The following is a 14,595-nucleotide window of genomic DNA, read 5'->3' on the forward strand; positions in this document are numbered from 1 at the left end:
GCCCAGGGCCCGCCTTCCCGCGCGGCGGCGGCGTCGATCTCCTCGGCGACGAACGTCGTGTAGTTGAGCATCACCGCGAGGAGGTTGTCGAAGTCGTGGGCGACGCCGCCGGCGAGCCGGCCGAGGCTCTCCAGCCGTTGCGACTGGTGCAGCTGCGCCTCGAGCCGCTCGCGTTCGGCGGCGGCCTTGAGCCGCTCCCGTTCGGCCTGAGCCTCCAGCCGGTCGGTGACGTCGCGGATGGCGGCGGACACCATCGGGCCGTCCTCGGTGTCCAGCGCCGACAGGCTGATCTCGGCGGGGAACTCGCTGCCGTCCTTGCGCCGCGCCGCCAGCCGCGTCCCGGCACCCATCGGCCGGGGCTGCGGCTGGCGGAAGTACGCGTCCCGGTGCGCCGGGTGCACGCCGCGGGCCGGGTCGGGCACGAGGATCTCGACCGGCTCGCCGAGCAGTTCTTCGCGCCGGTACCCGAACAGTCGCTCGACCTGCGCGTTGACCAGGGCGATCAGGCCGGCCGCCGTCACCGCGACGATCGCGTCCGGGGTCGCCTCCAGCAGCCCGGCCGCGTCGACGTCCGGTTCGGTGCGCATGTCGATCGCCTCATCCACCGTGCAGAAGATGACCAGGACATTTTCCCGTGACAATCCGAAAAAATCCGACATATTTACTCGGGCGGATTCGGGTCGCGGTGTGGTGCGGGCGGGTCCTACGGTCCCGTCGGGACGTGCCGTTCGGCCCTGCCGCCGCTCCCGGCGCGTCCGAAGGATCAGGTCCATGGACGCGCTCGATCTCGCCCGGTGGCAGTTCGCGATTGTCACCGTGTACCACTTCATCTTCGTGCCGATCACGATCGGCCTGTCGGCGCTCGTGGCGGGGCTGCAGACCGCCTGGGTGCGCACCGGGCGCCCCGAGTACCTGCGGGCGACGAAGTTCTGGGGCAAGCTGTTCCTGATCAACTTCGCGATGGGCGTCGTCACCGGCATCGTGCAGGAGTTCCAGTTCGGCATGAACTGGAGCGCCTACTCCCGCTTCGTGGGCGACATCTTCGGCGCGCCCCTGGCGATCGAGGGCCTGCTCGCGTTCTTCCTGGAGTCGACGTTCCTCGGACTGTGGATCTTCGGCTGGGATCGGCTGCCCAGACGGGTCCACCTCGCCACGATCTGGCTCGCGTCGATCGGGACCATGCTGTCGGCGTACTTCATCCTCGCCGCGAACTCCTGGATGCAGCACCCCGTCGGGTACACCGTCAACGCCGAACGCGGCCGCGCCGAGCTCACCGACATCGGCGCGGTGCTCACCAACTCCACGACGCTGGTGACCTTCCCGCACACGATCACCGCGTGCTTCCTCACCGCCGGCGCGCTCATGCTCGCCGTCAGCGCCTGGCACCTGCGCCGCGGCAACCAGACCGAGGTGTTCCGGCCGGGCCTGCGGCTCGGCGCGTGGGTGGTGCTCGCCGCCGGTGTCGGCGTGCTCGTCACCGGCGACCTGCAGGCCCGCGTCATGACCGAGCAGCAGCCGATGAAGATGGCGGCCGCCGAGGCACTGTACGAGACCTCACAGCCCGCCTCCTTCTCGATCTTCACCATCGGCTCGCTGGACGGCCGCGAGGAGGTCGCCAGCGTCCGCATCCCGTCGCTGCTGTCCTTCATGGCCACCGGCAGCCCCGACGGGCAGGTCGAGGGCATCAACGACCTGCAGCGGCTGTACGCCGACCGCTACGGCGAAGGCGACTATGTGCCGTACGTGCCCGTCACGTACTGGTCGTTCCGCCTGATGATCGGGTTCGGCGCGCTCGCCATGGCCGTCGCGGCGCTCGCGCTGTGGCGCACCCGCAAGGGCCGGCTGCCCGGCGGGCGCTGGCTGTGGATCGCCGCCGTCGCCACCGTCGCCATGCCGCTGCTGGCCAACTCCTTCGGCTGGATCTTCACCGAGGTCGGCCGCCAGCCGTGGACCGTCTTCGGCGTCTTCAAGACCTCGCAGAGCGTGTCCCCGACGGTGGGCGCCGGCACCGTCGCTACCTCGCTCGTCGTCCTGACGCTGCTGTACGGCGCGCTCGCCGTCATCGAGCTGATGCTCATGCTGCGGTACGCCCGGGCCGGAGCACCCGAAATTGTCGTACCTCACGACGAGGATGACGAAGACCGTCCGCTGACCTTCGCGTACTAAAGGGACGTCGACATGGAACTCACCACCGTCTGGTTCGCGCTCATCGCCGTGCTCTGGGCCGGCTACTTCCTCCTGGAGGGCTTCGACTTCGGCGTCGGTATGCTGCTGCCGGTGCTGGCCCGCGACGAGCGGGAGCGGCGCCTGCTCATCAACACCATCGGCCCGGTCTGGGACGGCAACGAGGTCTGGCTGCTCGTCGCCGGCGGCGCGACGTTCGCCGCGTTCCCCGAGTGGTATGCGACCCTGTTCTCCGGCTTCTACCTGCCGCTGCTGCTCATCCTCGTGGCGCTGATCGTGCGGGGCCTCGCGTTCGAGTACCGCGGCAAGGTCGACAGTCCACAGTGGAGGGCCCGCTGGGACCTGTGCATCATCGCCGGCAGCTTCGTCCCGGCGCTGCTGTGGGGCGTCGCCTTCGGCAACATCGTGCGCGGCGTGCCGATCAACGCCCAGCACGAGTACGTCGGCTCCTTCTTCACGCTGCTCAACCCCTACGCGCTGGTCGGCGGGCTCACCACGCTGTCGCTGTTCGCGCTGCACGGCGCGGTGTTCCTGGCACTGAAGACCGACGGTGACGTGCGGGAGCGGGCCGGGCGGCTGGCGGTGCGGCTCAGCCTGCCCGCCGTGGCGCTCGCCGCCGGGTTCCTGCTGTGGACCCAGCTGCGCCACGACGACGCGTGGGGCTGGGCGCTGTCCGCGGCCGCCGCCGCGGCGCTGGTCGGCGCGGTCCTCGCCGCCCGGGCCCGCCGCGAGGGCTGGGCCTTCGTGGCGACCGGCGCGACCCTCGTCCTCGCCGTCGCCGCGCTGTTCGTCACCCTGTTCCCCGACGTCATGCCGACCACCCTCACCGGCGGCGAGAGCCTGACCGTCACCAACGCGGCGTCCACGCCGTACACGCTGAAGGTCATGACCTGGGTCGCGGTCTGCTTCACCCCGATCGTGCTGGGCTACCAGTCCTGGACCTACTGGGTCTTCCGGCGGCGGCTGCGGGTCGAGCACATCCCGGTGAGCCACCCGTGAAGCCGCTCGACCCGCGGCTGCTGCGGCACGCGAGGGCGACCCGCACCTACCTGGTGCTGTCCGTCGCCCTCGGCGTCGCCCTCGCCGCCCTCGTCGTGGCCCAGGCGACCCTGCTCGCCGACGGCATCACCGCGGTCTACCTGCACGGCGCAGACGTGCACCGCATCGCGCCGACGCTGGCCTGGCTCGCCGCCGTCGTCGCGCTGCGGGCCGCGGTCGCCTGGGCGCAGGAGGTCGTCGCCGCCCGGTCCTCCGCCGCCGTCAAGCACCAGCTGCGCTCCCGGCTGCTCGCCCACGTCGCCGCCCTCGGACCGGGCGCGGCCGGCGACAGCGGCAAGGTCGCCACCCTCGCCACCCGCGGGCTCGACGCGCTCGACGCGTATTTCGCGCGGTACCTGCCACAGCTGGTGCTCGCCGCGCTGGTCCCGGTCATCGTGCTGGCCCGCATCGCCCCGGTCGACCTCGTCGCGGCCGGCACGGTCGCGCTCACGCTGCCGCTCATCCCCGTGTTCATGGCGCTCGTCGGCCTGCACACGGAGTCGGCGAACCGGCGCCAGTTCCGGCTGCTGGCCCGCCTGTCGCACCACTTCCTCGACGTCGTCGCCGGGCTGCCGACCCTGCGGGTCTTCGGCCGCGCCCGCCGGCAGGCCGGGATCATCGCGCGGATCAGCGCCGAGCAGCGCACCGTCACCATGCGCACCCTGCGGGTCGCGTTCCTGTCCTCGCTCGTGCTGGAGCTGCTCGCGACCCTGTCGGTCGCGCTCGTCGCGGTCGGCATCGGGCTGCGTCTCGTCGACGGCGGCCTGGGCCTCGCCACCGCGCTGCTGGTGCTGATCCTCGCCCCGGAGGCGTACCTGCCGCTGCGCCAGGTCGGCGCCAACTACCACGCCAGCGCCGAAGGGCTCGCCGCCGCCACCGAGGTGTTCCGGATGCTCGACACGCCGGTTCCGCCGCGCGGGGCGGCCCCCGCGCCGTCCGGCGTCATCCGGTTCGAGGGCGTCACCGTGCGCCACGACGGGCGCGCCGAGGCGTCGCTGCCGCCGCTCACCGCCGAGATCCGCCCGGGGGAGCTCGTCGCCCTGACCGGCCCCAGCGGCTGCGGCAAGTCCACCGCCCTGGCGGTGCTGCTCGGCCTCACCGCACCGACCACCGGCCGGGTCACCGTCGGCGGCCACGACCTCGCCGGCGTGTCCCCGGACGCCTGGTGCCGCCGGGTCGCGTGGCTGCCGCAGCGCCCCTGGCTGAGCGCCGGCACCATCGCCGACAACATCCGCCTCGGCGCCCCCGGTGCCACCGACACCGCGGTGCGCCGCGCCGCCGAGCAGGCCGGCGCCCTCGACTTCATCGACGCGCTCCCGGCCGGCCTGGCCACCGAGCTCGGCGACGACGGCGCCGGCCTGTCCGCCGGCCAGCGGCAACGGGTCGCGCTCGCCCGCGTGTTCCTCCGCGACGCGCCGCTGGTCCTGCTCGACGAGCCGACCGCCAACCTCGACGCCGACACCGAGGCCGGCATCCTGGCCGCGATCCGCGCCCACGCCGCCGGCCGGACGGTCGTCATGACCGCCCACCGGGCGACGCTGGTCGCCCTCGCCGACCGCACGATCCTGGTCGGTGCCGTGCCCGACCTGGTGACGGCGGCCGTCGCCGCTGCTGCGGAGGCGGCGGCATGACCGGCGTTGTCGCGATCCGGGGCCGTGCCGTCGGCGGGGCCTGCGCCGCGCCCCGGGTCGTCCGCGGCGTCCCGCGCCCCGGGTCGTCCGCGGCGTCCCGCGCCCGCGTCGCGTGCCGGGCCGCTGCCGTCCCGGGGACGGTTGGTGTCTGCTGGGCCGATGATGTGAGGCGGGCGATCGTCACCAGCCGGCCTCGGGGTGCTTGCCGGGCCGGTGCGGCGAGGCGGGCGGGTCGTGCGAGGCAGGCAGTGGTTCATGGTGCTCGCCGAGCCGGTGCTTGTGAGGCGGGCTCTTGGTATGAGGCGCGTCGGTGCTCGGAGCTGGGGCGTTGCGGTGACCGTTCGCCGTCGGGTTCCCGTCGCGGCCGCCGGCCGCACATGCCTGTCACCTCCGCCGACCGCGCGGGGCTCGGCCGGTGCCCGGTGCTGTTCGCCGCGCCCGGTCGTGCCCGCCGCGCCTCCGCCCGACGGCGTCCCGCCGAAGGTCCCGTCGTGACCGGCATCCACGCCGCAGTGCCGTTCGGTGTCGAGGCGCCGTTCGGTGTCGTGCCGTTCGGTGTCGTGCCGTTCGATGTTGCGCCGTTCGGTGTCGCCCCATGTGGTTTCGTGCCGTTCGGTGTCGGGGTGTCGGTTGGTCTCGCGGTGTCGGTTGGTGGCGTGGTGCCGGTTCCTGCCGGGTCGCCGGTCGGTGGCGGGGGTCGCGCCGTTGCGGCGGGAGCTCATCGGCCGGCACGTGGGACCTTCGGCGGTCGAGCGGTTCCAGAGCGGCGACGGGAGCGGCGAAGCGCCGTGGCGGTGGCGGCATGAGCGGATCGGGGCGTCGTGGCGGAGGTGGCGGTATGCGCGGGTCGGAGCGTCCGGGCGGTGACAGCGTGAGCGGTTCGGAGCGTCGGGGCGACGGTATGCGCGGGTCGGAGCGTCGGGGCGGTGACGGTGTGGGCGGGTCGGAGCGTCGGGGCGGTGACGGTGTAGGTGGGTCGGAGCGTCGAGGAGGTGGCGGCGTGAGCGCGGTCGGGGCGGTGGTTCGGCTGTGCCGGCCGGCGGCCGGGCAGCTGGCCGTCGCGGTCATCGCCGGGGTCGGTGCGGCGGGGGCCGGGGTCGGGTTGATGGCGACGTCGGCGTGGCTCATCTCGCGGGCCGCGCAACACCCGCCGGTGCTGCACCTCATGGTCGCCATCGTCGCCGTGCGGGCGTTCGGGCTGGGCCGGGGCGTGCTGCGCTACGTCGAGCGGCTCACCGGGCACGACGCCGCGTTCCGGGTGCTGGGGGCGTTGCGGGTGCGCACGTACCGGCGGCTGGAGCGGCTCGCGCCCGCGGGGCTCGGCGCGTTCCGCCGCGGGGACCTCGTCGCCCGCCTCGTCGACGACGTGGAGTCCGTGCTCGACGTCATCGTGCGGGTGCTGCTGCCGATCGTGGTCGCCGCGGTCACCGGCGCCGCTACCGTCGCCCTCGTCGGCGGGCTGCTGCCCGTCGCCGGTGCCGCCCTCGCCGCCGGCCTGCTCGTCGTCGCAGTCGGCGTGCCGGTGCTGCAGGCCGCCGCGGCGCGCCGCACCGACGCGCGGCTCGCACCGTTGCGCGGCGCCCTCGCCGCCGGCACCGTCGACCTGGCCCACGGCCTGCCGGACCTCATCGCGTACGGCGCCGTCGACGACGCGCTCGCCGCGCTGGACCGCACCGACCGGCAGCTGCTCGCCGCCGCCCGCCGCTCCAGCGCCACCACCGGCGTGTCCGCCGCGGTGACCGCGCTGTGCACCGGCCTCGCGGTGCTGGCCGGCCTCGCCGCCGGTGCCGTCGCGGTGCGGGCCGGCACCCTGCCGGGCGAGCTGCTCGCCGTCGTCGTCCTGACCCCGCTCGCCGTCTTCGAGACCGTCGGCGCGATCCCCGCGGCCGCCCAGCGCCTCGCGGCGGCCCGCGCGGCCCTCGGCCGGCTCGCCGAGATCGCCGCCGCCGCCGACCCGGCGCCCGAGCCCGCCGCACCGGCGCCGCTGCCGGCCGGCCCGCCGCTGCTGCGCCTCGAGGCGGTGTCCGCCGGGTGGGTCCCGGGGCAGCCGGTCCTGCGGGACTTCAGCCTCACCCTGCCGCCCGGTCGCCGCGTCGCGCTCGTCGGCCCGAGCGGCGCCGGCAAGAGCACCGTCGCCGCGCTGCTGGTGCGCTGGCTCGACCCGACCGCCGGCCGGGTGACCCTCAACGACGTCGACGTGCGTGCCCTGCGCGGCGACGACCTGCGCACCGTCGTGGGCTACCTCGGCGACGACGCGTACCTGTTCGACAGCACGATCGAGGCGAACCTGCGCATCGGCCGTACCGACGCGACGACGGCCGAACTGGAGACCGCCCTGGCCGCCGCGCGCCTGCTGGACTGGGTGCGCACGCTGCCCGCTGGTCTCGCCACCCCCGTCGGCGAGCACGGCGTCGCCCTGTCGGGCGGCCAGCGCCGCCGGCTCGCCCTGGCCCGCGCGCTCCTCGCGGACTTCCCGGTCCTCGTCCTGGACGAGCCCACCGAACACCTCGACGACGCCACCGCCACCGACCTGATCCGCGACCTGCTCACCGCCGCCGGCGCCCGCACCGTCCTGCTCATCACCCACCGCACCGACGTCCTGACCGCCGTCGACGAGGTCGTCACCCTGCAGCCGCGCTCGTTCGAGGCCCCGCCGGCCCGGAAGACGGCCGCGGTGACCGTCTGAGCGCCGGCGCCGCACCGTCAGGATGATGACCGCCGAGGCGTGGGGAGAACGACCCGCGGGTGGACCCGCCGCGCAGGGCCGTCCGCGACGACGTGGAAGTGCTCGACCACCGGCTGCGTCATGATGCGGGTCTGCCACCGGGGCACCTGGCCGGTGAGGCGCCGTCGCCCGGGCGGCCGACCGCGGCAGGCCGTGCTGTCATGACAGCAGCTCGACGTACCCGTCGGTGCCGTGGACGCGGATGCGCTGGCCGTCGCGGATGCGGCTGGTCGCGTGCTCGACGCCGACGACGGCGGGGAGGCCGTACTCGCGGGCGATCACGGCGCCATGGGTCATCAGGCCGCCGACCTCCGTGACGAGGCCCGCGATGCCGACGAAGACCGGGGACCAGCTCGGGTCGGTGTGGACGGTGACGAGGATGTCACCGGCGGAAAGCTCGGCGTGGGCGATGTCGAGCACGACGCGGGCCCTGCCCTCGACGGTCCCGGCGGACACCGGCAGGCCGGTCAGCGCGCCGGGCGGCACGTCGTCGCGGCGGTACGCGCCGGACAGTGCCTCGCCGTCGGAGGTGAGCACCCGCGGCGGGGTGAGCGCGCGGAACGAGCGGTACGCGTCCCGGCGCCGCCGGATCAGCCCCGCGTCGGCGTGGTGGGTGCGGGCGGCCTCGTGGAGCTCCTGGAACGTGAGGTAGTAGGCGTCGTGCGGGGCGGCGAGCACGCCGGCGTGGGCGAGGCGCTCGGCCTCCGCCAGGAGGGCCTGCCGGTAGACGAGGTACCGGCTGACGATGTTGTACTTCGGGTACTCGCGGTACCCGATGAAGATGCGGACCCGGTCGATCATCCGCTTGGTCTCGGCGGCCTTGCGCTCGCCGTCGGGCAGGGCGCGCAGGCGCGCCAGGATGTCCCGCTCCTTGCGCAGCGCGGCCTGCCGGCCCTGGTCGAAGCGGCGGCGGGCGGCGCCGGGCTCGAAGTTCCTGACGTTGTCCAGGATCGCGGGCACCAGTGTGGACGGTCGTTCGACCCAGCGGGGGCGGGTGATGTCGATCTCGCCGGCGCAGCGCATGCCGTACCGGTCGAGGTAGGCCTCGACGGCGTCGCGGGCCTCGGCCCCGCCGGCGAGCTTGGCCAGGCCGTCGAGGAAGTCGTCGCCGACACCCTCACCCGGTCCGCGGCGCAGGTACGCGACCACCTCCGGATGGGGCCGGATGGCGTCGGCGACGTCGAGCAGCGCCAGCCCCATCTCCGAGGTGATGTTGCCCGGGGCGGACAGCGTGAGGGTGTCGGCGGCGTTCTTCTCGCCCAGCCACTCCCGCAGCGTGTCGTTGAGCCACCAGGTGGCCTCCATCCCGGCCATGATCGCCTGGAAGCTCAGCGGGTCGCTGAGGACCCGCTTGTGCTCCTGGAAGGACTCCAGCAGGAACTCGAACAGCGCGGGACCGGTCCGGCCCTGGATGTCGCGGCGCAGCGCGGCGAGGGACGCCTGGCTGCGCTCGACGAGCGTGGTGACGATCGCCGGGTCGTTCTCGATGGCGGCGGCCGCGGCCGGTGCCGAGCCCCCCGCGCCACCAACCGCGCCCGCCCCCTCCTGGTCGGGCACGGACGCGACGACGCCGCGGTCCAGGAGGGTCTCCAGCGCGTCGCGCATCAGCGGGTCGGAGCGGCCCATCATGGCCAGCAGGGCGGCGCGGCCGGCGGGGGAGCCGAGCCGCGGGGTGACCTCGACGAAGAGCCGGCCGCCGGCCTCGTGCATCGGCGCCATGGCGGTCAGCTGCCACATGGAGATCCCGAGCGGCTTCATGGCGTCGGTCATCATCTGCTGGTGGCCGACGGAGAGGTAGACGTGCAGCTGCCCGTCGCTGGTCTCGGGGACGGGGAACAGCGTGGTGATCGGCCGGCTCTGCACGACCTGGAAGCCGTCGCCGTCCAGGCACCACTCGATGTCCTGCGGGCGGCCGAAGTGCGCCTCGATGCGTCGTCCGAGGGCGACCAGCGCCACGACCTGCTCGTCGGTGAGCACCGGCTGCCGCTGCCGCCCCGGGTCGACCGGCACCTCGCGGGTACCGCCGCCGGGCAGCGCCTCGACGGCGCGTTCCTTGGCGGCGACCGTCCTGCTGACGACCGCGCCGTGGCGCACCGCGTACACGTCGGGGTTGACCAGGCCGGAGACGAGGGCCTCGCCGAGGCCGAACCCGGCGTCCACGGTGGCGACCGTCCGGTCGCCGGTGACGGGGTCGGCGGTGAACAGGATGCCGGCCGCCTGCGGCTCGACCATCCGCTGCACGACCACGGCCATGTCGACGGCCCCGTGGTCGATGCCGTTGCGCCGGCGGTACGTCACCGCCCGCTCGGTGAACAGCGACGCCCAGCACCGGCTGACGTGCCGCAGGACCGCGGCCGGACCGACGACGTTGAGGTACGTGTCCTGCTGCCCGGCGAAGGACGCCGTCGGCAGGTCCTCGGCGGTCGCGCTGGAGCGCACGGCGAAGGCGTCGTGCGCGCCGTACGCGGCGAGCGCGCCGGTGACCGCCGCCGCGAGGTCGTCCGGGACGGCGACGTCCTCGATGACCCGGCGCAGCTCCGCGCTGAGTTCGCGCACCCCGTCGAGGTCGTCGGCGTCCAGGCCGGCGAGCCGGTCGAGCCGGTCGCCGACCGGGGCCGCCGCCATGATCCGCCGGAACGCCGCCGTCGTGACGCAAAACCCGGGCGGCACCCGCACACCCTCGACGCGCGAGAGCGCCCCGAGGTGCGCGCCCTTGCCGCCGACGAGCGCGAGCGCCGTCTCATCGACCTCGTGCAGGCCCGTCACGTACCGCTCAGACACCGCAGGTCCCCCGTCCGTCGACGCATTCGCGCAGGTAGTGGCCACGGCCGACGATTCTGCGTCAGGACCCGGGTCTTGCCGCAAGCCCCCCGGTGCGGTATATGTTAAGAGTGGCAGGGAGAAGCACTCCTTGCCGTTTTTGTTTACATCTTCGTCTTCGGGATCTCCACCGGGCGCTCGACGGCGTCCTGCGCCGCCATGGCGGCCAGCGCGGCCCGGTAGGACGCACGGTCCAGCGAGCCGGCCAGCAGGCGGCGCGTCGCGGCGGTCTCCGCGCGGCCGCGGCGGCGTTCGTCACCGGCGGCGAGCCATCTGGCGATCCGTGGACGGTACCGCTCACCGGGGCGCTCACCACCCCGGATCGCCAGGACGTGCATGGCGATCAGCGCGACGTAGACGGTCGCGATGATCGTGGCCACGAGCATGATCGCCACCATCGGACTCACCCTCTCCACCGCGTACGACAGGCCTCCGACTGTCACAGTAGGCATCGAAGGCCCGCCGCCGGGAGGGCCGGAGGTCACAACCTGAACGCGTCGCCGGTCCCGAAGGTCGACGCCCGGTTCGGGTGGGCGACCAGCACCGGGCACTGGGCGTGCTGCACGAGCCGCTGGCCGACGGAGCCGAGCAGCAGGCCCGTGAAACCGCCGTGGCCGCGGCTGCCGACGACGACGAGCCGCGCGGTGCGCGACAACCCGATGAGCACCTTCGCCGCGCGACCGGCGGTCAGGCGGGCCTCGAGTCCGACCGACGGGTACTTCTCCGGCCAGCCGGCCAGCGACGCCCGCAGCGCCGCGCGCTCGTCGGCCTCGACGGCGCTCAGCGGCAGCACGGACGGCGCCGGCGGGACGTAGGTCCGCACCGCGACGAGCGGCGCGCCGGCCGCGGCGGCGGCCTCGAAGGCGAGGCCGAGCGCGGTGCCGGTGGCCGGTGAACCGTCGACCCCGGCGACGACCGGGCCGTCCGGCGCGCCGGGGCCGCGCACGACGACGACGGGGACGCGGGCGTGCATGGCGACCTGCTGGCTGACCGAGCCCGCGAGCAGGTCGGCGACCCCGCCCGCGCCGTGGCCGCCGACGACCAGCAGCCGGGCGCCGCTGTGGGCGATGTCGAGCAGCGTGGCCGCCGGCGCGGCGTGCACGACGGTCGCGACGACGTTGATGCCGGTGCCCCGGGCGCGGACGGCGTCGGCGGCGTCGGCGGCCAGCCGCTCGGCGCGTCCCCGGACCGCCGCGGACTCCTCGGCGGTCGGGCGGTAGTAGCCGCCCGCGGGCCAGCCGACCTGGTACGTGTGCACGATCTGCAGCGGGGCGCCGGTCCGTCCGGCCTCGTCGGCGGCCCAGTCCACCGCGCGCCGCGACTCGTCGGATCCGTCGTACCCGACGACGATCCTGGTCCTGTCCATGGCTTCCTCCTCGGTACGCTCGCCGTCAGCTTCTGCCGGCGGCATCCGCGGTGATAGAGGAATTTGGATCGGTCCGGACGGGTCGTTGGTCCCGGCGCGGTCAGGTCAGCGGCAGGCCGAAGGTGCGCCCGGCGGCGCGCAGGCCGTCCCGCGCGGCGGGGTGCGCGGCCCGGTCGACGATCTGCTGCGCCTGCTCGACGCTGTCGCGGGCCCAGATGGCGGCGGTGCCCTGCTCGGTGACGATGTAGCTGTGCTGGAAGGACGTCACCGGCCCGGAGACGAGCGGCACGACCGAGGACACGTCGGCCTTCGGGTGCCAGGAGCGCAGCGCGATGACGGCGTGGCCGCCGGGGGAGTGCATGGCGCCGACGATGAAGTCCGTCTGCCCGCCGAAGCCGGAGTGGGTGCGGTTGCCGACCCGGGTGGCGTTGGCCTGCGCGAAGAGGTCGACCTGCAGGGCGCTGTTGACGCTCATGAGGTTGGGGTGCGCGGCGATCGTGCCGGGGTCGTTGGTCTTCTCGGTCCGCAGCATCCGCACGCGCGGGTTGTGGTCGACCCAGTCGTACAGCTCGGCGGAGCCGAAGCAGAACGAGGCGGTCACCGGGGTGTCGCGGTCCAGGCAGCCGGCCTTCTCCAGGGCGAGGGCGCCGTCGCTGAACATCTCCGACCAGATGCGCAGCTCCCGCCGGTCCAGCAGCGCGTCGAGGGTCGCGTCCGGGATCGCGCCGATGCCCAGCTGCAGCGTCGCGCGTTCGGGCACCAGCGCGGCGACCCGCTCGCCGATGGACGCCGACACCGCGTCGGGCGCGGCGACCGCGTGGGTGGCGAGGGGCTCGTCGACCTCCAGGAGATAGTCGACGGCCTCCAGCGGCACCATCGCGTCGCCGTACGTGACCGGCATCGCGGAGTTGGCCTGCGCGACGACGATGCCGCCGCGGGCGCGGGCCGCCTCGATCGCCGCGGGCAGCACGTTGACCTCGACGCCGAGGCTGACGGCGCCGCCGGTGGGCCGGGACGTGTGCAGCAGCACCACGTCGGGTGCGAGGCGCTGCCGGAACAGGTGCGGCACCAGTGACAGCCGGCACGGGAAGTAGTGCAGCCGAGGGTGCGCGCGCATGCCCGGACCGACGAACGCCGACTCGTACGTGACGCCGTCGCGGTCGGGCAGGCCCGGCTGGGCGTTGAGCATGAACAGCCGGAACTGTGCGACGGCCGCGTCGGCGGCGGCCAGCAGCCGGTCCGGGGCGGCGTAGTTGCCGCTGGCCACGATCCGCGGTCCGTCCGGCAGCGCGCCGAGAATCCGCCGCAGCTCCGGCTCGCTGACTGTGCGCATGCCACGCTCCTCGTCGAAGGGGCGGCCGTGCGGCGGCCCCGGGCTCGTGGATCACGGTAGGCAGCGCCGGTACGGCACAGCAGGGCCGAACGGCACCGGTCCCGGCGTACCAAGGTCCCGCCGGTCAGTTCGAGCGGATGGCCTGCGCGGTCCTCGTGGCCCAGGCCATCGCGGCCAGCTGCCGGGTGAGCACGTCGTGGTGGGTCAGCACCGCCGCGCCGCCCGCCGAGTCGGGCGCGCCCCGCTCGTGGGCGTGCACGGTGGCGAGGACGTCGCCGAGCGGTCCGGTGCCGTCCAGCAGCGCGTCGCGGACGATCGGGGCGAGGGGCAGCCTGCCGGCGAGGTCCTCGATCGGCAGGCCGAGCAGGGCGGCGACGGCGTCGAGCAGGCCGGCGGTGAAGGCCTCGTCGCCGTCGACGCCGTTGCCCTCGGCGACGAGCCGGCACAGCTGCGCGTGCACGAGGATGTCGGCGGTCTGCTCCTCGCCGGCCTCGGTGAGGTCACCGATCAGCATGAGCGTCACCCAGTTGCGGATCTGCGCGGTGCCGAGCATGACGACCGCCTCGTGGACCGACGAGACCCGGTGCGCCGCCCCGGCGGCGGCGGTGTTGACCGCCTGCAGCATCCGGTAGCTCAGCGCCGGGTCGCTCGACACGATGGACACGATGCGGTCCAGGCCGACGTCCGGCGCCATCAGCAGCCCGAGCAGGTGGACGCAGCGCAGCCGCGACGCGCTCAGGGTCCGGGCGGTGACGACCGCCGGGCGGCTCAGCGCGTAGCCCTGGAAGAGCTCGTACCCCCGGTCGTGGGCCTCCGCGACGTCCGCGGCGGTCTCCAGGCGCTCGGCGACGAACCTCAGGTGCGGGTGGGCCCTGCGCACGTCGAGGATCGCCTGCCGCTGCGCGGGCGTGGTGCCCAGGAAGTCGACCTTGACGTAGGTGGCCAGCTCGAACAGCCGCTCGTGCCCGGAGCCGGACACGAAGTCGTCCAGGGCGATGACGTACCCGCGCTCGACGAGGTTCGCGACGCCGGCCACGAGCCGGTCGTCGACGTCGACGGTCTCCAGGACCTCCAGGACGGCGTGTTCGGGGGCGAACGGCACGGGCAGCTCGCCGAGCAGGAAATCCGCGGTCAGGTTGATGAAGCAGGGCCGGCCGCCGGCGAGCTCCCGCACGCCGACGGTGGTGAACGCGGCCACCATCACCTGGCTGGTGGCCAGGACCCCGCCGTTCGTCGCGGACCTCGCCCCGGGCGAGTTGCGGAAGAGCAGCTCGAAGGCGGCGACGTCGCCACGCCGGTCGTAGATCGCCTGCCGGCCGACGTGGACGTCGGCGACCTCAGGTATGACGTTGGACATGCGGCTTCCCGATCCGTACACGCGCGGACACCTTCCGCAGTCGATGGTGACCGGCGGACGGACCGGGCGGCGACCCCCGGACGAACGCGAAGCGCGCCGATCGGCGGACACCGGCCGGTCGCCCCGACCCGCCGTCCGGGC

General features: G+C 74.4%; 10 protein-coding genes and 1 pseudogene. 5 read left to right on the forward strand and 6 right to left on the reverse strand.

Annotated elements, in window-relative coordinates; translation table 11 throughout:
* Positions 1-260: 260 nt before the first annotated feature.
* Positions 261-830 (reverse strand): annotated as a pseudogene (locus tag OP18_RS62315) (PAS domain S-box protein); the annotation flags it as partial.
* Between OP18_RS62315 and OP18_RS17735 the strand changes: the two are divergent.
* The 5 genes from OP18_RS17735 (at position 772) to cydC (ending at position 7,539) form a co-directional block, all read left to right on the forward strand.
* Entirely contained in the window at positions 772-2,166 is a 1,395-nt protein-coding gene (locus OP18_RS17735) for a cytochrome ubiquinol oxidase subunit I (protein WP_033360049.1), read from the forward strand. The pseudogene OP18_RS62315 and the gene OP18_RS17735 overlap by 59 nt on opposite strands.
* A 12-nt stretch (positions 2,167-2,178) precedes the next feature.
* Entirely contained in the window at positions 2,179-3,183 is a 1,005-nt protein-coding gene (gene cydB, locus OP18_RS17740; protein WP_033360050.1) for a cytochrome d ubiquinol oxidase subunit II, read from the forward strand.
* Positions 3,180-4,853, forward strand: coding sequence for a thiol reductant ABC exporter subunit CydD (gene cydD, locus OP18_RS51255; RefSeq protein ID WP_052386890.1), 1,674 nt, complete (start codon positions 3,180-3,182; stop codon positions 4,851-4,853). The genes cydB and cydD overlap by 4 nt, the downstream gene beginning before the upstream one ends.
* 491 nt (positions 4,854-5,344) lie before the next feature.
* Positions 5,345-5,659: a hypothetical protein gene (locus tag OP18_RS57255; RefSeq protein ID WP_156089593.1), complete on the forward strand. Its 315-nt coding sequence runs from the start codon at positions 5,345-5,347 to the stop codon at positions 5,657-5,659.
* Between the two features lie 194 nt (positions 5,660-5,853).
* On the forward strand, positions 5,854-7,539 hold the full coding sequence (gene cydC / locus OP18_RS17750; RefSeq protein ID WP_063745535.1) for a thiol reductant ABC exporter subunit CydC: 1,686 nt from the start codon (positions 5,854-5,856) through the stop codon (positions 7,537-7,539).
* Between the two features lie 198 nt (positions 7,540-7,737).
* Here the strand turns inward: cydC and rph are convergent, their stop codons facing one another.
* The 5 genes from rph to OP18_RS17775 all read right to left on the reverse strand — a co-directional run bounded on the left by rph (position 7,738) and on the right by OP18_RS17775 (position 14,475).
* Positions 7,738-10,359, reverse strand: coding sequence for a rifamycin-inactivating phosphotransferase (gene rph, locus OP18_RS17755; RefSeq protein WP_033360051.1), 2,622 nt, complete (start codon positions 10,357-10,359; stop codon positions 7,738-7,740).
* A gap of 143 nt (positions 10,360-10,502) precedes the next feature.
* The gene (locus OP18_RS17760; protein WP_033360052.1) at positions 10,503-10,796 is read right to left on the reverse strand and encodes a hypothetical protein; all 294 of its coding nucleotides are present in this window, start codon (positions 10,794-10,796) and stop codon (positions 10,503-10,505) included.
* An 83-nt stretch (positions 10,797-10,879) separates the two neighbouring features.
* The gene (locus OP18_RS17765; protein ID WP_052386891.1) at positions 10,880-11,764 is read right to left on the reverse strand and encodes a universal stress protein; all 885 of its coding nucleotides are present in this window, start codon (positions 11,762-11,764) and stop codon (positions 10,880-10,882) included.
* Between the two features lie 100 nt (positions 11,765-11,864).
* Complete coding sequence (locus OP18_RS17770; RefSeq protein ID WP_033360053.1) at positions 11,865-13,097, reverse strand: acetyl-CoA hydrolase/transferase family protein; 1,233 nt, start codon at positions 13,095-13,097, stop codon at positions 11,865-11,867.
* Positions 13,098-13,221: 124 nt separating this feature from the next.
* Positions 13,222-14,475 carry an EAL and HDOD domain-containing protein gene (locus OP18_RS17775; RefSeq protein WP_156089594.1) on the reverse strand — a complete coding sequence of 418 codons (1,254 nt, stop codon included), beginning with the start codon at positions 14,473-14,475 and terminating at the stop codon, positions 13,222-13,224.
* Positions 14,476-14,595 lie beyond the last annotated feature (120 nt).

Origin of the sequence: Dactylosporangium aurantiacum (genome assembly GCF_000716715.1) — a bacterium.
Lineage (GTDB): Bacteria > Actinomycetota > Actinomycetes > Mycobacteriales > Micromonosporaceae > Dactylosporangium > Dactylosporangium aurantiacum.

Bases quoted from the DNA above. Each gene is read 5' to 3' on its own strand.
- cydB (WP_033360050.1), top strand. From the start codon at position 2,179: ATGGAACTCACCACCGTCTGGTTCGCGCTCATCGCCGTGCTCTGGGCC.
- OP18_RS17765 (WP_052386891.1), bottom strand. From the start codon at position 11,764: ATGGACAGGACCAGGATCGTCGTCGGGTACGACGGATCCGACGAGTCG.
- OP18_RS17760 (WP_033360052.1), bottom strand. From the start codon at position 10,796: ATGGTGGCGATCATGCTCGTGGCCACGATCATCGCGACCGTCTACGTC.
- OP18_RS17735 (WP_033360049.1), top strand. From the start codon at position 772: ATGGACGCGCTCGATCTCGCCCGGTGGCAGTTCGCGATTGTCACCGTG.
- OP18_RS17770 (WP_033360053.1), bottom strand. From the start codon at position 13,097: ATGCGCACAGTCAGCGAGCCGGAGCTGCGGCGGATTCTCGGCGCGCTG.